A 15,435-nucleotide genomic window follows, 5' to 3' on the forward strand; every position below is an offset into this window, starting at 1 on the left:
AATTGCCGCGCCTCGCGTCTATAGTGGGGCTCGTCCGTCCTCATAGATCGCGCCCCATGCCATCCCTCACCTCCGTCGCCCGCCTGTCCAACCCGCTGATGCTGTGGGTCGACGTGGCCCTCAAGACCCAGGAGATGCTGCTGTCCTCCGGCTCCGTGATCCAGATGCGCACCGGGCGCATGGCCAAGGCGGGGCTCGCGCCCAGCGCAGCCGATCTCGCGGAGTTCCAGCTCATGGGCGATGAAAAAATTGCCGCCGCAGGCCAGTCCGGGGCCGCCATGGTCCGGCAATGGCACAGCAGCCACGTCTCGCTGGCGAACCGCGCGCTGCAGCAATGGATTCTGAGTGCCGGAGCCTTTCTGTCGATGGCCGGCAGCGTCACGCCGGCGCAGGCCGCGGAGCGCAGCGACGCCTTCGTGCAAGCCACGGCCCGGGCGGCGGGCACGGCCAGCCGGCTCTCGGGCGCGGCGGTGCGCATCGCACGCGAAGGACTGAAGCCGATCCACGCCGCCGCCACCTCGAACGCCCGGCGGCTGGCCGCAGAACTGCGCGGCTGAGCGCGCGGGTGTGCGTCAGCCGCGCGCCATCACCAATGTCAGCAGCGTGATCTCGGACGGCGCGCCAAAGCGCTTGGGCGGCCCCCAGTAGCCGGTGCCGCGGCTCACGTAGACCCACATGTCGTGCAGCCGGTGCAGCCCGGCGGTGAAGGGCTGCTGCATCGGCACGAACAGGTTCCACGGAAAGAACTGGCCGCCGTGCGTGTGGCCCGACAGCTGCAGCTGGTAGCCGGCCTGGGCCGCCAGCGTCGCGCTGCGCGGCTGGTGCGCGAGCAGCACCCGCGTGTGCACCAGCGGCGGCGCGTCGAACAGCGCCAGGTGCGGATCGCTGGCGTGCGCGGCATCGAAATGGCCTGCGGTGTAGTCGGTCACGCCCGCCAGCACCAGCTGGCTCTCGAACAGCTCTTCGTCGTTCTGGGCGCCCCGCACGTTGCGCGTCTGCAGCACCACGTGCTCGTTGAGCAGCACCCTCAGGCCCAGCCTGCGCAGCTCGTCGATCCATGCGTGCGCGCCGGCGTAGTACTCGTGATTGCCGGTGACCACGAAAGTGCCGTGCTTCGCACGCAGCCCGGCCAGCGGCGCGATGTGCTCGCGCAGCTCGGCCACGCTGCCGTCCACCAGGTCGCCGGTGATCGCGATGGCATCGGCGCCGAGCCGGTTCACCGCATCGACGATGCGCTGGATGTAGGCGCTGCGGATCGTGGGGCCGACGTGGATGTCGCTGAGCTGCGCGATCGTGAAGCCCTCGAGCGCCGCCGGCAGGCCGCGGATCGGAACCTCCACGCGCTTCACGTCCGCGGTGCGGCGGGCATTGAGAAAACCCACCATCGACACCAGCGTGGCCAGCACCAGCACGGCCATTGCGCTCCATGGCAGCACGGCATGCCAGGGCACTGGCGCGCCGAACAGCACGCTCGCCAGCCAGGCGAGCAGCAGGCCCGCGTCGCGCAGCAGCGTCGACACGAACAGCGAGGAGAACCAGCCCATGCTGATGAGCCCCGTCCACTGGAGCAGTTCGCCCGCCGAGGCGCCGCGCTCCCTGCCGCGCGAGACAAAGGGCAGCGGGATCGTCAGGGCCGAGATGGCGAGCGCGGCCAGCGCGAGCGGCCAGGCCGGCGTGAGCATGGCCAGCGCGGGCAGCAGCCGCAGCGCAATGTAGACATGCAGGAGCGCGGTGAGCACGCTCAGGGAACGTATCGGCATGGGGGCAATGGGAACGGGCGTGGCCCGGGACACGGCATCTGCAAGGCGCATGCCGCGCATTCAAGGCGGTCTCCGGCCGCTGCCTCGCTATTTTTTCTATAGCGCCGGGCAGCCGGATAGCGTGCGCTGCGGTCGAAGCGGGCGGCGAGGCTCCCGTTGCGCCGCGCCGCCACCGGGCCGGCGCTCGCCAGTCACTGCACCGCGCGCGTGCCGGCAGAAGCCATATCGGTGCCCGCCGGCCAGACGAATGCCACCCGAGCGGGCGCGCCGGGCCTGACCTGCAGCGTCTGCTTGAGCGTGTTTCCACGCAAGCGAGCCTCCACTTCATAGGTGCCGGGGTCGAGCCGCGCCACCATGAACGGACCGGCCGACTCCACGTTGTCGAGCAGCACCGTGCCATGGCTGTCGCGCACGGTCACGCGCACGTCGGAGGCGAACTCGGCGCCCTTGTGGTCCTTGATCGCGAATTCGAAGGTGGCCGGCCAGCGCGGCGCCACCGTCTCCATCAGCTTGGCCTCGTCGCTGCCGATGCCGCCGCTCATGTATTCGATGCCGTGCGTCATGCGGATCGGCGGGTTGACCGTCGCGTGTGCCGAAGAAGAAAGCGCCGCGAGGAGAACGGCGCCGCACAGCATGGCGGCCGCGAGAGGCCGCGCATGCGATGAAATCCGGGGGGTCATGTCTGGGTCCTTTCTTCCTTGTCTGCGTGGCCGGGGAAGGCCACGTGCGCCACTGTGCGGCGCACGGCTTAGGCAAGGCTTAACGAAAAGGTCCAGGCCCGGCCGGGCCGGGAAGGAAAGGGAGGAAGCTCAGCGCGCCGCCGAGGTCTGCGCGAGCGCCTGCGGCATCGGCGGCATCACCGAGGCCATGTCGAAGTTCGACGGCCACATGAACACTGCCCGGGCCGGCACGCCTGCAATCACCGTCAGCGTCTGTGTCATCGTGAGGCCGCCGAGCGTCACGTTCACGTCGTAGGCGCCCGGGTCCAGCCGCGCGAGCATGTAGGGCCCCTGCGACTGCGCCTCCATCACGGGGCGGCCCGTGTACTTCTCGCGCACCTGGACCGCCGCGCGCGCGGGGAAGCTGCCGCGCTGCGCGCTGTCGTTGATACCGAACTCGATGGTGGCTGCCCAGCGCGGCGAGACCATCTGCATGAAGGCCGCCTCGGCCTTGTTCGTGCCGCCGCACATGTATTCGACGCCCTGCGCCATCTGGATGGGCGGGTTCGAGAACGCATGGGCCGATGTCATCGCCCCGAAGAATGCTGCTGTGCCGCCCAGTACCAATGCAGCCATCGGCTGCCGCAGACGCATAAGGTTCATTGCTTCGAGTCCTCGATCATGGGGTGACGTGAAATCCGTCGAGGATTTTGCTTAGCAAGAGTCGGGCTAGATATAGCGTTTACGAGGAAGGATCTTCGGGGAAGGACTGAACGCTATTGTTTTAATAGCTGATGACAGACGTGTGACGGGCGTCGGCGCCCTTTCGGAGGCTCCTCCCTGTGAAAACCCTGAGAAGCCGCCGCTGTGGGCCCGATTCGACGCGGTGCACGTCATCGGCGCCTACAGAGGTGCACCGTGCCGCTGGTTATGAAGAAAGTTCGTACAGCAGAAAGGAGCTTCAAATGACCATTGGATCCAGGATCGAGGCAATCAAGCGGAAGGACGCACGGCGGCCCGGCTTCCCGGGCGAGCACCTTGCCGTGCTCGGCACAGGTGTCCTGCTGCTGCTGACCGCGGGGCGCAGCCACTCCCTGGCGCGCCGCCTGCTGGCGGGCGCCGCTGGCGGTGCGCTGGTCGGCCGCGCGGCCAGCGGAACCGGCGGGCTGGCACGCGTCGCGCAAATGATGCACGGTGGCCGGGGCGAGCGGAGCGCAGGCAGAGGCCGCGTTCACGTCCACCGGTCCATTTGAGCCAGGCCGCCTATTTGCTGAAAGAGGCGGCTGAACTCCGGGCGGTTCCGCCTGGGCTGCCGCTGATCGGGCGAATGATCGGCGGAATGGCCGGGTGTTTCAGTAGGAGCCCGGCGGCGGCGCATGCTTGACTCGCCGCGCCGAGGTCATGCAGATGAACCGGGCCCGCGCAGCGCCGAGCCGTGCGCGGCAGGCGCCCACCAAGCCACCGACGGCGGATTTGGCGGTATCTGCGGTGGGCGATTCGCTCGGATAGGAGGGAGACATTCCGCACTTGCGCATCAGCCGGTTCACTTGGTGAATGCGTGCCACCTTGCGCGTCGAAGCGGTGTAGAAGGTCACGCCGATCGAGATCGACAGGCGACCGCCAGGGGTGGCGGCCCGGTCGGCCGTGGATCTCGTCATGTGGGGCGAGGTGCTCGGGAAATAGACGGCATCGCCGGGCTGCGCATCGAATTCCAGCCCGCGCGGCAAGAACGCTTGGTTGAAGCGCACTTTCTGGAGCGACTGCGTGACGATGAAATCCTCCACCGCTTCCGCCGGCACGATGCTGCGGTCGCGGTGGTCCCAGACGTTGAGGATCTTGTGGCCATGCAACTGCAGCCAGAAGTTGTTCTCGCGATCGATGTGAAAGGGCGTGACGGAAGGCGGCGCAGAGAAGAAAACGAATCCGTTCACCCTGAAGATGTCCGGCTGCTCGCGCTCGACGAGGGAGCGCATCGAATTCACCACCGACATCAGCAGGGCCTGGTAGCGCGGGATGACTTCGATGTTGTAGAAGGCCACCGACGAACCTGGCTCCTCCACGCGCTTGAAGAATTCCGCGATGCTGCGCCCGTCGGGCGGCCGGCTGTCGTGCGCGAGCCTGGAAGCGACCGTCCTGTCGGGGTTCATGAACCTGCACTGGTCCAGCTTCGAGAGTTCCATCCCGAGCCTCACGAGTTCGGGCACCTGGAACAGCGGATGCTCGTGGAAGTTGTGGTGCATCGGCGTGATCCTCTGGGTAGAGAAGCTGCCGGGATCGTCCGTCCACACCCGATACGTCGTTTCCGAAGCCCCGACGGAATTCATGCTGGTGACGCACATCGCACCCTCCAGATCGCTTCTGGGCGCCTTTTCCCTCAAACAAGGTCAAGGCAAAGTCCGCGAGCAAAAGTAATACTTTGGAACTCAATTCTGAGATTAACTGCTGACTTTTGCCTGACAAAACAGGGCTTATTGGTGAAAGTACCTATGGGCGACTAAAGGGCTATCGGAGTGGGTTGGCGCGCGTGGCAGGTTGGCGGGCCTGTGGCTCGAAGAAACAAAAAAACGCCCGGCAATGCCGGGCGCTCTTTTTTGTTTCACCGACGCTGTCGGATTTCTTCAGCGATCAGACGTCGATATTCGCCGCCCGCAGCGCGTTCTGCTCGATGAATTCGCGGCGCGGCTCGACCTCGTCGCCCATCAGCATCGTGAACACGCGGTCGGCTTCGATCGCGTCGTCGATCTGCACGCGCAGCAGGCGGCGCACGGTCGGGTCCATGGTGGTTTCCCACAGCTGTGCGGGGTTCATTTCGCCCAGGCCCTTGTAGCGCTGTCGCGAGGTCGCGTTTTCGGCCTGGCCGATGAGCCACTTCATGGCGATGCGGAAGTCGGCCACCTTTTCTTCCTTGGCGCGTTCGCCTTCGCCGCGGCGGACGGTGGCGCCTTCGCTGCTCAGGAGGTTGCGGAAGGTGTTGGCGGCTTCGGCGAGCGCGGCGTAGTCGGCGCCGTGCACGAAGTCCTGCGTGAGCACGCTGCTCTTGATGTTGCCGTGGTGGCGGCGGCTGATGCGCAGGAGCGGCTTGTCGGTGCGGGCGTCGAATTCGCTGCTTACCTCGGCCGGCACGCCGGTGGTGTTGAGCTCGCGCAGCTTGGCCTGCAGCGCCACGGCCGAGGCTTCGGCCGCGGGCGTGGTGTCGAGATCGAGCGCCACGCCGTCGGCAATGGCGCGCAGGGCCTCGGCATCCATGAAGTTGCGCAGCCGCGCGATCACGGCTTCGGCCAGCTGGTGCTTGCGCGCGAGCTCGGCCAGCGTGTCGCCGGAGAGGGTGGTCGAGTTGGGGCCGCCGGTCTCGATGCTCGCGTCCTTCAGCGCCACCTTGAGCAGGAAGGCGTCCAGCGCGGGGCCGTCCTTCAGGTACTGCTCTTCCTTGCCGACCTTCACCTTGTACAGCGGCGGCTGCGCGATGTAGATGTGGCCGCGCTCGACCAGCTCCGGCATCTGCCGGTAGAAGAAGGTGAGCAGCAGCGTGCGGATGTGGGCGCCGTCGACGTCGGCGTCGGTCATGATGATGATGCGGTGGTAGCGCAGCTTGGCGACGTTGAAGTCGTCCGCCCCGCCGCCCGCGCTGGTGGCGCCGGCACGGCCGATGCCGGTGCCCAGGGCCGTGATCATGGTGAGGATTTCGTTGCTGGTGAGCAGCTTCTCGTAGCGCGCCTTTTCCACGTTCAGGATCTTGCCGCGCAGCGGCAGGATGGCCTGGAACTTCCGGTCGCGGCCCTGCTTGGCGGAGCCGCCGGCGGAGTCGCCCTCCACCAGGTAGACCTCGCACAGCGCGGGATCCTTTTCCTGGCAGTCGGCCAGCTTGCCGGGCAGGCCCATGCCATCGAGCACGCCCTTGCGGCGCGTCATCTCGCGGGCCTTGCGCGCAGCCTCGCGGGCGCGGGCGGCCTCGACGATCTTGCCGCAGATGATCTTGGCGTCGTTCGGGCGCTCCTGCAGGTAGTCGGTCAGGAGGCGCCCGACGATGTCTTCCACCGGCGCGCGCACTTCGCTGGACACCAGCTTGTCCTTGGTCTGGCTCGAGAACTTGGGCTCGGGCACCTTCACGCTCAGCACGCAGCACAGGCCTTCGCGCATGTCGTCGCCGGTGACTTCGACCTTGGCCTTCTTGGCGAACTCGTTTTCTTCGATGTACTTGTTGATGACGCGGGTCATCGCGGCGCGCAGGCCCGTGAGGTGGGTGCCGCCGTCACGCTGCGGGATGTTGTTGGTGAAGCACAGCACCTGCTCGTTGTAGCCGCTGTTCCACTGCATCGCCACTTCGACGCCGATGTGCGTGCCCGGGATGCCGCCGTAGGTGTCGGCCGGCTTCTCGCCCATTGCGTAGAACACGTTGGGGTGCAGGACGGTCTTGCCCTTGTTGATGAAATCGACAAAGCCCTTGACGCCGCCGGCGCCCGAGAAGTCGTCTTCCTTGCCGCTGCGCTCGTCCTTCAGGCGGATGCGCACGCCGTTGTTCAAAAAGCTCAGCTCGCGCAGCCGCTTGGAGAGGATTTCATAGTGGAAATCGGCGTTCTCCTTGAAGATCTCGGTGTCGGGCAGGAAGTGGACTTCGGTGCCGCGCTTGTCGGTCTCCCCGATGATCCGCATCGGCGACACCTCGACGCCGTTCACGGTCTCGATCAGGCGGTTCTGCACGAAGCCGCGGCTGAATTCGAGCTCGTGGATCTTGCCTTCGCGCCGCACCACCAGACGCAGCATCACGCTCAGCGCGTTCACGCAGCTCACGCCCACGCCGTGCAGGCCGCCCGACACCTTGTAGCTGTTCTGGTTGAACTTGCCGCCCGCATGCAGCTCGGTGAGCGCGATTTCGGAGGCCGAGCGCTTGGGCTCGTGCTTGTCGTCCATCTTCACGCCCGTGGGAATGCCGCGGCCGTTGTCGGTGACGGAGATCGAGTTGTCGGTGTGGATGGTCACGACGATGTCGTCGCAATGCCCGGCCAGCGCCTCGTCGATGGAGTTGTCGACCACCTCGAACACCAGGTGGTGCAGGCCCGTGCCGTCGGAGGTGTCGCCGATGTACATGCCGGGGCGCTTGCGCACCGCCTCGAGCCCTTCGAGGATCGTGATCGAGCCTTCGCCGTAGCTGGTGTCGGCGGGCGTGATCTCGATCGGTACCGCACTCTCGATCTCGGGCGTGTAGACCGGCTCGGTGTGGGGTACTTCGGGCTTGTTCTCTTCTGCACTCATTCGGATATTCCTCTATCTCTCACGGCATTCACGGGATTTCTCGGGCTCTCGGAGCCGGTTTTTCCTGCCTCTTGAAAGCGCAAACCCGCGGAGGGCCGCGGGCTGTCTGCGCAAGGCGCTGTGTTTTCTGGCTTCTAGATTCGCATCGGCATCACGACGTACTTGAAGGATGCGTTCTCGGGGATGGTCAAAAGGGCCGAGCTGTTGGAGTCGGCCAGGTCCAGCTTGACCATGTCCTGGTCCATGTTGGACAGCGCGTCGATCAGGTAGGTCACGTTGAAGCCGATCTCGATGGCGTCGCCGCCGTAGTCGATGTCGAGTTCGTCCTGGGCCTCTTCCTGCTCGGCATTGTTCGACGCGATGCGCAGCGTGCCGGGCTCGATGTTCAGGCGCACGCCCTTGAACTTCTCGCTCGTCAGGATGGCGGTGCGCTGCAGGCTGGCCAGAAGCGGCGCGCGGCCGAGCGTGACGCTGTTCTTGTGGTTCTTGGGGATCACGCGGTTGTAGTCGGGGAACTTGCCCTCGACCAGCTTGGTGACGAACTCCATGCCGCCAAAGCTGAACTTGGCCTGGTTGTTCGCAAACTGCATCTCGATGGCGCCTTCGGCGTCCGACAGCAGGCGCTGCATCTCGAGCACGGTCTTGCGCGGAAGAATGACTTCCTGGCGCGGCACCTCGACGTCGAGCGTGGCCGACGAGAACGCCAGGCGGTGGCCGTCGGTGGCCACCAGGCTCAGCTGCTTGCCTTCGGCCACGAACAGGATGCCGTTCAGGTAGTAGCGGATGTCGTGCACGGCCATGGCAAAGGAAACCTGCGAGAGCAGGTCCTTCAGCGTCTTTTGCGGCACGCTGAACACGGGGCCGAAGTTGGCGGCTTCCTGCACCAGCGGAAAGTCCTCGGCCGGCAGCGACTGCAGCGTGAAGCGGCTCTTGCCGCCCTTGAGCACCAGCTTGCTCGCGCTCGATTCGAGGCTCACGGTCTGGTCGGCCGGCATGGTGCGCAGGATGTCGATCAGCTTGCGCGCGCCGATGGTGGTGGTGAAGTTGCCTTCATCGCCGCCGAGCTCGGCCGTGGTGCGGATCTGGATCTCGAGGTCGCTGGTGGTCAGCTGCAGCTGGCCGCCGGTCTTGCGGATCAGCACGTTGGCCAGGATCGGCAAGGTGTGGCGCCGCTCCACGATGCCAGCCACCGACTGCAGCGCGGCGAGGACCTTGTCTTGGGTTGCCTTCAAAACGATCATGTCTTCTTCCTCTTCTCTTATCTCTTTGAATCCGCCATTGAGACGCCATTCTCCGCTGTTGCGAGGGGCATGCCTGGCGACATCCGGGATCAGCCCTTGAGCGTCTGCTCGAGCACGTGCAGCTGCTGGTTGAGCTCGGTGAGCTGCTGGCGCTCGCCCGAGATCTTGCGCACCGCGTGTAGCACCGTCGTGTGGTCGCGCCCGCCGAACAGCTCGCCGATTTCGGGCAGGCTCTTCTGCGTGAGCTCCTTGGCCAGGTACATCGCGATCTGCCGCGGCCGCGCAATGCTGGCCGGGCGCTTCTTGCTGTACATGTCGGCGACCTTGATCTTGTAGTAGTCGGCCACCGTCTTCTGGATATTTTCGACCGAGATCTGCCGATTCTGGATCGACAGCAGGTCGCGCAGCGCCTCGCGCGCCAGGGCGATCGAGATCTCCTTCTGGTTGAAGCGCGAGTAGGCCAGGATCTTGCGCAGCGCGCCTTCGAGCTCGCGCACGTTGGAGCGCACGTTCTTGGCAACGAAGAAGGCCACTTCTTCCGGCATTTCGGCCGATTCGGCACGCGCCTTGTTGATCAGGATGGCCACGCGCATTTCGAGCTCGGGCGGCTCGATGGCCACCGTGAGGCCCGAATCGAAGCGCGAGACCAGCCGCTCGTGGATGTCGGCCAGGCCCTTGGGATAGGTGTCGCTGGTCATCACGATGTGCGACTTCTTGGCCAGCAGGGCCTCGAACGCATTGAAGAATTCTTCCTGCGTGCGGTCCTTGTTGGCGAAGAACTGCACATCGTCGATCAGGAGCAGGTCGAGCGAGTGGTAGCGCTCCTTGAACTCGTCGAAAGTCTTGCGCTGATAGGCTTTGACCACATCCGAGACGAACTGCTCGGCATGGATGTAGAGAACTTTGGAATCCGGGCGGTCGGCCAGCAGCCGGTTGCCCACCGCGTGCATCAGGTGGGTCTTGCCCAGGCCGACGCCGCCGTAGATGAACAGCGGGTTGTACAGGTGGCCTGGCATGCCGGCCACGTGCATGGCGGCGGCGCGCGCCATGCGGTTGGCCGTGCCCTCCACCAGGGTGTCGAAGGTGAGGCCCGAATTGAGCCGGTTCTTGAAGCCGGCGTTGGCGGGCTCCTCGCCCGGGCCGGCCACGTCACGCGGCACGTCGGTTTCGGCCAGCACGGCAACCGGGGCAGAGCGCACGGGCGCTTCTCGCGGAGCAAGCGCTAACTCAACTGCGACCGGCTGGCCGTACATCTTCTCGGCCATGGCGGCGATCTTGCCGGCGTACTGGGCCCGGATCCAGTCGAGCTTGAAGCGGTTGGCAACGAACACCGTCATGCGCGAAAGGTCGTCCGCGACCTGCGCTGTCAGGGGCTTGATCCAGGTGTTGAACTGCTGCTCGGACAGCTCCTGCGCGAGCTGGTCGACGCAGGCCTGCCAGAGGCTTTCGCCGATGCCGTCAGTGGACATGGGCGCTTGAAAAAATGGTGAAACCCTCGGGCATTTTTTGGTATATGTATTGTGGATATTCTCTGCTGAAGGCGCCTCGCATTCTAACTTGTCAAAACCTTATCCACACGCCGCCGGCGGCGGCGAAAGGCCCGCAAATCCAGTCGAAGATTGTTCAGGGGCCGAATGTTTGCGATAATTGCGGGTTTCCCTGAAAACCTCATTGCGTCTTTCGGGGGCCAATCCGAAACACGCTCTCCGGCGCCCGCGGCTTTTTCGCCTGCGGAAACAGGGAATCAGGAACCATCATGAAACGCACATACCAAGCATCCAAAGTCCGCCGCGCCCGTACCCACGGCTTTCTGGTCCGCATGAAGACCCGCGGCGGCCGTGCCGTCATCAACGCACGCCGCGCCAAGGGCCGCAAGCGCCTGGCCGTCTGACGGCAGCCCGCCTGCCGTTGCCAGCAGCCGAACCGCCAGCGCCAGCTCCTGCAGCCAGCGCTTCTGGCCCGACCCGTAACGGCGGACTCGGCTCGGTTTCCATGCAGCGGCTCAAGACCCGCGCGCAATTCCAGGCCGTCCTCGCAGGTGCCACCGTGGCGCGCACTGCTCATTTCGCATTGCATCGCTGTGCGCTCGATCTTTCGTCGAGCGCACAGCCGCTGTTCGCGTCCGACGATGTCTGGCTGGGCGCCATGGTGCCCAAGCGCTGGGCGCGCCGTGCGGTCACGCGCAATGCCATCAAGCGCCAGATCTACACCGTGAGCGCTGCGCCCGACACCGGCCTGCCGCGTGCTGCGCACGTGGTGCGCCTGCGCGCGGGTTTCGACCGCAAGGAGTTCGTGAGCGCCTCTTCGGACAAGCTCAAGGCGGCCGTTCGGGCCGAGCTCCAGCAGCTGCTGGCGCGCGCCGCGCGTGCGCCGGCGGCTCCGGCCGCGCCCTCTTCTCCCTCTTCCTCCTCCACATGAAACGCCTGCTGATCGGCCTCGTGAAGGGCTATCGCCTGCTGCTGAGCCCCTGGCTCGGCCAGTCGTGCCGCTTCACGCCGACCTGCTCGGTGTATTCGATCGAGGCGCTGGAAGTGCACGGCGCGCTCAAGGGCAGCTATCTCACGCTGCACCGCATCGCGCGCTGCCAGCCCTGGTGCCAGGGCGGGCACGATCCGGTTCCTCCGGCATCACAGTGTCGTACTGACAAGTCAGGCTCACTGTTTTCGTCTCTCCTCTCCTCCGACAAGAAGTCTTCGTCATGAACGATATCCGCCGCACGATCCTGTGGGTGATTTTTGGTTTCTCGCTGGTGCTGCTGTGGGACCAATGGCAGGTCTTCAACGGCAACAAGCCGACCTTCCTGCCCTCGAGCAAGCCGGCCGCCGTGGCCTCCGCTCCGGCGGGCGCCGCCGCACCCGCTGCCGGCAACGGCGTGCCCAGCGCGTCCGCCGCCACGGGCAGCGCGGGCGCCGTGCCCACGCAGGCCGCCGCGGCCGCGCCGCGCGAGCAGGTCAACGTGACCACCGACCTGTTCAAGGCGGTGATCGACAGCGAAGGCGCCACGGTCAACTACCTCGAACTGCTCAAGTACGACGAGGCCGACCGCACCAAGCACGTCGTGCTGTTCGAGAACGCCTCGCCGGCCACCCGCTACGTGGCGCAGACCGGCCTGCTGAACCCGGTCGATTCGGGCGAGCGCTTCCCCAACCACCTGACGCCGATGGCGCCCAAGGCCGGTCCGCGCGAAATGGCCGAAGGCCAGAACACGCTGGAAGTGAGCTTCGAAAGCGCGCCGGTCGGCGGCCTGAAATACGTCAAGACCTACGTCTTCAAGCGCGGCGACTACGCCATCGGCGTGCGCCATGAAGTCGTCAACGTGAGCGACCAGCCGCGCGATGCGCAGCTCTACATGCAGCTGCTGCGCCACGGCACCGTGGCCGCCGGCACCATGTTCGGCACCAACACCTTCACCGGCCCGGCCGCCTACACCAACGAGAAGAAGTTCCACAAGCTCGACTTCAAGGACATTGCCAAGGGCAAGATCGAGCCGCCGCCGCCCGCCAACGACGGCTGGATCGCGATGGTGCAGCATTACTTCGCGTCGGCCTGGCTGCTCAAGGGCGACCCGGCCAGCGAACAGCTGCGCCGCGAGTTCCGCGTGAAGGACCTGGGCGACAACCTCTACACCGTCGCCATGGTGGCGACGCTGCCGAAGATCGCTCCGGGCGCCACGCAGGTCGTGAACAGCGCGCTGTTCGCCGGCCCCGAGGAAGAAAAGAAGCTCGAAGCCATCGCGCCGGGCCTGGACCTGGTCAAGGACTACGGCATCTTCGCGATCATCTCCAAGCCGCTGTACTGGCTGCTCACGCAGCTGCACGGCATCCTGGGCAACTGGGGCTGGGCCATCGTGGCGCTGGTGGTGCTGCTGAAGGCGGCCTTCTACTGGCTCAATGCCAAGGCCTACGCAAGCATGGCCAAGATGAAGGCCATCAACCCCAAGATCATGGAAATGCGCGAGCGGCTGAAGGACAAGCCGCAGGAAATGCAGCAGGAAATGATGCGGATCTACAAGACCGAGAAGGTCAATCCGATGGGCGGCTGCTTCCCGATCGTGATCCAGATCCCGGTGTTCATCGCGCTCTATTGGGTGCTGCTGTCGTCGGTCGAAATGCGCCACGCGCCGTGGATCGGCTGGATCACCGACCTGTCGGCACCGGACCCCTGGTACATCCTGCCGGTCGTGATGACGCTCACCTCGCTGTTCCAGACCTGGCTCAACCCGACGCCGCCCGATCCGATGCAGGCCAAGCTGATGTGGATCATGCCGCTCGCGTTCAGCGTGATGTTCATCTTCTTCCCGGCCGGCCTGGTGCTGTACTGGATCACCAACAACGTGCTGTCGATCGCGCAGCAGTGGTTCATCAACAAGCGGCTGGGCGTGCTGGGCACCAAGTAGCCCGCCCGCGCTCCGAACCATCCCCGAAGGGCCGCGTCAGCGGCCCTTTTTGCTGAAAGAATCCGCACCATGCTCGCCCGCACCACCGATCCCATCGTCGCCATCGCCACCGCCTCGGGGCGCGGGGCGGTCGGCATCGTGCGGGTGTCGGGCGCCCGGCTCGCGCCGCTGGTCGACGCGCTCTGCGGCCGGCCGCTGAAGCCGCGCGAAGCCACCTACCTTCCCTTTCGCGATGCGGCCGGCGAGCCGGTCGACCACGGCCTGGCCATCCACTTTCCCTCGCCCCATTCGTTCACGGGCGAAGACGTGCTCGAACTGCAGGCCCATGGCGGAACGGTCGTGCTGCAGCTGCTGCTGGCGCGCTGCCTCGAAGCCGCCGCCGAGGCCGATCCCGTCACCGGCCGGCCGCGCCTGCCGGGCCTGCGCGTGGCCGAGCCGGGCGAGTTCAGCCAGCGCGCCTTTCTCAACGGCAAGATCGACCTCGCCCAGGCCGAAGCCATTGCCGACCTGATCGACGCCAGCACCGAGGCGGCCGCGCGCAGCGCCGGGCGTTCGCTGTCGGGTGCCTTTTCGCGCGAGATCCACGCGCTGCGCGATGCGCTGATCCGCCTGCGCATGCTGGTGGAGGCGACGCTCGACTTTCCGGAAGAGGAAATCGACTTTCTCCAGAAGGCCGATGCGACGGGGCAGCTGGCGAAGCTGCAGGCGCAGCTCGCGGCAGTTCAGCAGCGCGCCAAACAAGGTGCGCTGCTGCGCGAAGGCATCAAGGTGGTCATTGCGGGCCAGCCCAATGCGGGCAAGAGTTCGCTGCTCAATGCGCTGGCCGGCGCCGAGCTGGCCATCGTGAGCGCGGTGGCGGGCACGACGCGCGACGTGGTGTCCGAGACCATCCAGATCCACGGCGTGCCGCTGCACGTGGTGGACACGGCCGGCCTGCGCGAAAGCAGCGACGAGGTCGAACAGATCGGCGTGGCCCGCGCCTGGGGCCAGATCGAGGGCGCCGATGCCGTGCTGTTCCTGCACGACCTGACACGCACCGGCCAGCCCGAGTACGCCGCCGCCGACGCCGAGATCCTGCGCGTGCTGCAACACAAGCTGCCCGCGAGCGTGCCGGTGCTCGATGTCTGGAACAAGCAGGACGCCGCGCCAATGCCGGAGACGGCGGGTGCGGCCCAACAAGGCATCGCCCTGTCCGCCAAGACCGGCCTCGGCATCGAGGCGCTGCGCGAACAGCTGCTGGCCATGGCCGGCTGGCAGGCCGTGCCCGAGGGCGTCTACCTGGCGCGGGCGCGCCATGTGCAGGCGCTGGGCCAGGTGGAAACGCACCTGGCGCTGGCCGCGAGCCATCTGGCGGCGCAGGCGCAGCTGCTCGACCTGCTGGCCGAGGAGCTTCGCCTTGCACAGAACGCACTGAACGAAATCACCGGCGAATTCGGCGCCGACGACCTGCTGGGCGTCATCTTTTCTCGCTTCTGTATCGGCAAATAGCGACAGCTCGCCCGAAAAACGTAAAGAGTTGTAGCCGAAAACCGCGCCCTTCGCGGATACTCCGGCACAGATGCGGGGGTTGAGAAAAGCATGTCCATCCAGAACCTGAGCCGCGCAATCGCGGACAACAACAGCAGCAGCGACGCCTTCGCGTTGACGCTCAACGTACAGCAGTGGGAAACGCTGGCGGGCTACCTGCAGCCCATCGACACCGGCGTGGGGGACGTTCTCATCGAGCAGGGCACGCACGACCGGTCGGTGTACTTCCTCGAGAGCGGCGCCATCAGCGTGCACCGCGTGAGCAGCAAGGAACAGATGAAGCTGGCCGTGCTCATGCCCGGATCGGTGGTGGGCGAAGGCTCCTTCTTCTCGCGCCAGCCGCACTCCGCCAACGTGGTGGTCACCGGCGCGGGCCGCGTGTGGCGCCTCACGGCAATCCGTTTCGCGGAAATGTCGAACCGGCAGCCCAACCTGGCCCTGGAGATTGCCATGGGGCTCGGCGCGGTGATCGCCAAGCGCATGGCACACCGCTCCAAGCGCGTTGCGGTGACCTGAGCACCGGCCTGCCGCTTCGCGCCTCGAATTCGGCCCTCGACGGCTCTTCGCCGCCAGTTTTTTCTGAAATCGTTTTTCCCTAGAAG

The 15,435-nt window shown here is 66.0% G+C and carries 15 protein-coding genes; 8 read left to right on the forward strand and 7 right to left on the reverse strand.

Annotated elements, in window-relative coordinates; all coding sequences use genetic code 11:
- Window positions 1-56 precede the first annotated feature (56 nt).
- Window positions 57-557, forward strand: coding sequence for a polyhydroxyalkanoate granule-associated phasin (locus tag AC1DMS_RS28350; RefSeq protein WP_012745174.1), 501 nt, complete (start codon window positions 57-59; stop codon window positions 555-557).
- Between the two features lie 15 nt (window positions 558-572).
- Here the strand turns inward: AC1DMS_RS28350 and AC1DMS_RS28355 are convergent, their stop codons facing one another.
- The 3 genes from AC1DMS_RS28355 to AC1DMS_RS28365 all read right to left on the reverse strand — a co-directional run bounded on the left by AC1DMS_RS28355 (window position 573) and on the right by AC1DMS_RS28365 (window position 3,082).
- Window positions 573-1,820: a metallophosphoesterase gene (locus AC1DMS_RS28355; RefSeq protein WP_012745173.1), complete on the reverse strand. Its 1,248-nt coding sequence runs from the start codon at window positions 1,818-1,820 to the stop codon at window positions 573-575.
- Between the two features lie 131 nt (window positions 1,821-1,951).
- Window positions 1,952-2,440, reverse strand: coding sequence for a hypothetical protein (locus AC1DMS_RS28360; RefSeq protein WP_478182018.1), 489 nt, complete (start codon window positions 2,438-2,440; stop codon window positions 1,952-1,954).
- Between the two features lie 129 nt (window positions 2,441-2,569).
- Window positions 2,570-3,082, reverse strand: coding sequence for a hypothetical protein (locus AC1DMS_RS28365; protein ID WP_012745171.1), 513 nt, complete (start codon window positions 3,080-3,082; stop codon window positions 2,570-2,572).
- A 302-nt stretch (window positions 3,083-3,384) separates the two neighbouring features.
- Here AC1DMS_RS28365 and AC1DMS_RS28370 point away from each other — a divergent pair, with 302 nt between their 5' ends.
- A complete protein-coding gene (locus AC1DMS_RS28370; RefSeq protein WP_018903414.1) occupies window positions 3,385-3,672 on the forward strand; it encodes a hypothetical protein in 288 nt (95 codons plus the stop codon).
- Window positions 3,673-3,771: 99 nt separating this feature from the next.
- Here AC1DMS_RS28370 and AC1DMS_RS28375 read toward each other — a convergent pair whose 3' ends face one another.
- From AC1DMS_RS28375 to dnaA, 4 genes are all read right to left on the reverse strand, one after another.
- Window positions 3,772-4,758 carry a JmjC domain-containing protein gene (locus tag AC1DMS_RS28375; RefSeq protein ID WP_012745169.1) on the reverse strand — a complete coding sequence of 329 codons (987 nt, stop codon included), beginning with the start codon at window positions 4,756-4,758 and terminating at the stop codon, window positions 3,772-3,774.
- A 286-nt stretch (window positions 4,759-5,044) separates the two neighbouring features.
- Entirely contained in the window at window positions 5,045-7,669 is a 2,625-nt protein-coding gene (gene gyrB, locus AC1DMS_RS28380) for a DNA topoisomerase (ATP-hydrolyzing) subunit B (RefSeq protein ID WP_012745168.1), read from the reverse strand.
- A 134-nt stretch (window positions 7,670-7,803) separates the two neighbouring features.
- Window positions 7,804-8,910, reverse strand: coding sequence for a DNA polymerase III subunit beta (gene dnaN, locus AC1DMS_RS28385; RefSeq protein ID WP_012745167.1), 1,107 nt, complete (start codon window positions 8,908-8,910; stop codon window positions 7,804-7,806).
- Between the two features lie 89 nt (window positions 8,911-8,999).
- Window positions 9,000-10,379, reverse strand: coding sequence for a chromosomal replication initiator protein DnaA (gene dnaA, locus AC1DMS_RS28390; protein ID WP_012745166.1), 1,380 nt, complete (start codon window positions 10,377-10,379; stop codon window positions 9,000-9,002).
- Window positions 10,380-10,666: 287 nt separating this feature from the next.
- Between dnaA and rpmH the strand changes: the two genes are divergently transcribed.
- From rpmH to AC1DMS_RS28420, 6 genes are all read left to right on the forward strand, one after another.
- Complete coding sequence (gene rpmH, locus AC1DMS_RS28395) at window positions 10,667-10,801, forward strand: 50S ribosomal protein L34 (RefSeq protein WP_007834827.1); 135 nt, start codon at window positions 10,667-10,669, stop codon at window positions 10,799-10,801.
- A 101-nt stretch (window positions 10,802-10,902) separates the two neighbouring features.
- The gene (locus tag AC1DMS_RS28400; protein ID WP_018903417.1) at window positions 10,903-11,328 is read left to right on the forward strand and encodes a ribonuclease P protein component; all 426 of its coding nucleotides are present in this window, start codon (window positions 10,903-10,905) and stop codon (window positions 11,326-11,328) included.
- Window positions 11,325-11,612: a membrane protein insertion efficiency factor YidD gene (gene yidD, locus AC1DMS_RS28405; RefSeq protein WP_015868039.1), complete on the forward strand. Its 288-nt coding sequence runs from the start codon at window positions 11,325-11,327 to the stop codon at window positions 11,610-11,612. Before AC1DMS_RS28400 ends, yidD begins: the two co-directional genes overlap by 4 nt.
- Window positions 11,609-13,306 (forward strand): membrane protein insertase YidC, encoded by a 1,698-nt coding sequence (yidC, locus tag AC1DMS_RS28410; RefSeq protein ID WP_015868038.1) that lies wholly within the window; start codon window positions 11,609-11,611, stop codon window positions 13,304-13,306. Before yidD ends, yidC begins: the two co-directional genes overlap by 4 nt.
- A 69-nt stretch (window positions 13,307-13,375) precedes the next feature.
- Window positions 13,376-14,794 carry a tRNA uridine-5-carboxymethylaminomethyl(34) synthesis GTPase MnmE gene (gene mnmE / locus AC1DMS_RS28415; RefSeq protein ID WP_478182019.1) on the forward strand — a complete coding sequence of 473 codons (1,419 nt, stop codon included), beginning with the start codon at window positions 13,376-13,378 and terminating at the stop codon, window positions 14,792-14,794.
- Window positions 14,795-14,884: 90 nt separating this feature from the next.
- A complete protein-coding gene (locus AC1DMS_RS28420; protein WP_015868036.1) occupies window positions 14,885-15,349 on the forward strand; it encodes a Crp/Fnr family transcriptional regulator in 465 nt (154 codons plus the stop codon).
- The last annotated feature ends 86 nt before the right edge of the window (window positions 15,350-15,435 follow it).

It is taken from the genome of Variovorax sp. 05T418 (genome assembly GCF_056396385.1).

Excerpts from the sequence above, each read along its gene's own strand:
- yidC (WP_015868038.1), top strand. The coding sequence starts at position 11,609 with ATGAACGATATCCGCCGCACGATCCTGTGGGTGATTTTTGGTTTCTCG.
- dnaN (WP_012745167.1), bottom strand. The coding sequence starts at position 8,910 with ATGATCGTTTTGAAGGCAACCCAAGACAAGGTCCTCGCCGCGCTGCAG.
- rpmH (WP_007834827.1), top strand. The coding sequence starts at position 10,667 with ATGAAACGCACATACCAAGCATCCAAAGTCCGCCGCGCCCGTACCCAC.
- AC1DMS_RS28370 (WP_018903414.1), top strand. The coding sequence starts at position 3,385 with ATGACCATTGGATCCAGGATCGAGGCAATCAAGCGGAAGGACGCACGG.
- mnmE (WP_478182019.1), top strand. The coding sequence starts at position 13,376 with ATGCTCGCCCGCACCACCGATCCCATCGTCGCCATCGCCACCGCCTCG.
- gyrB (WP_012745168.1), bottom strand. The coding sequence starts at position 7,669 with ATGAGTGCAGAAGAGAACAAGCCCGAAGTACCCCACACCGAGCCGGTC.
- AC1DMS_RS28365 (WP_012745171.1), bottom strand. The coding sequence starts at position 3,082 with ATGAACCTTATGCGTCTGCGGCAGCCGATGGCTGCATTGGTACTGGGC.
- AC1DMS_RS28360 (WP_478182018.1), bottom strand. The coding sequence starts at position 2,440 with ATGACCCCCCGGATTTCATCGCATGCGCGGCCTCTCGCGGCCGCCATG.
- dnaA (WP_012745166.1), bottom strand. The coding sequence starts at position 10,379 with ATGTCCACTGACGGCATCGGCGAAAGCCTCTGGCAGGCCTGCGTCGAC.
- yidD (WP_015868039.1), top strand. The coding sequence starts at position 11,325 with ATGAAACGCCTGCTGATCGGCCTCGTGAAGGGCTATCGCCTGCTGCTG.
- AC1DMS_RS28420 (WP_015868036.1), top strand. The coding sequence starts at position 14,885 with ATGTCCATCCAGAACCTGAGCCGCGCAATCGCGGACAACAACAGCAGC.
- AC1DMS_RS28400 (WP_018903417.1), top strand. The coding sequence starts at position 10,903 with ATGCAGCGGCTCAAGACCCGCGCGCAATTCCAGGCCGTCCTCGCAGGT.
- AC1DMS_RS28375 (WP_012745169.1), bottom strand. The coding sequence starts at position 4,758 with ATGTGCGTCACCAGCATGAATTCCGTCGGGGCTTCGGAAACGACGTAT.
- AC1DMS_RS28355 (WP_012745173.1), bottom strand. The coding sequence starts at position 1,820 with ATGCGCGGCATGCGCCTTGCAGATGCCGTGTCCCGGGCCACGCCCGTT.
- AC1DMS_RS28350 (WP_012745174.1), top strand. The coding sequence starts at position 57 with ATGCCATCCCTCACCTCCGTCGCCCGCCTGTCCAACCCGCTGATGCTG.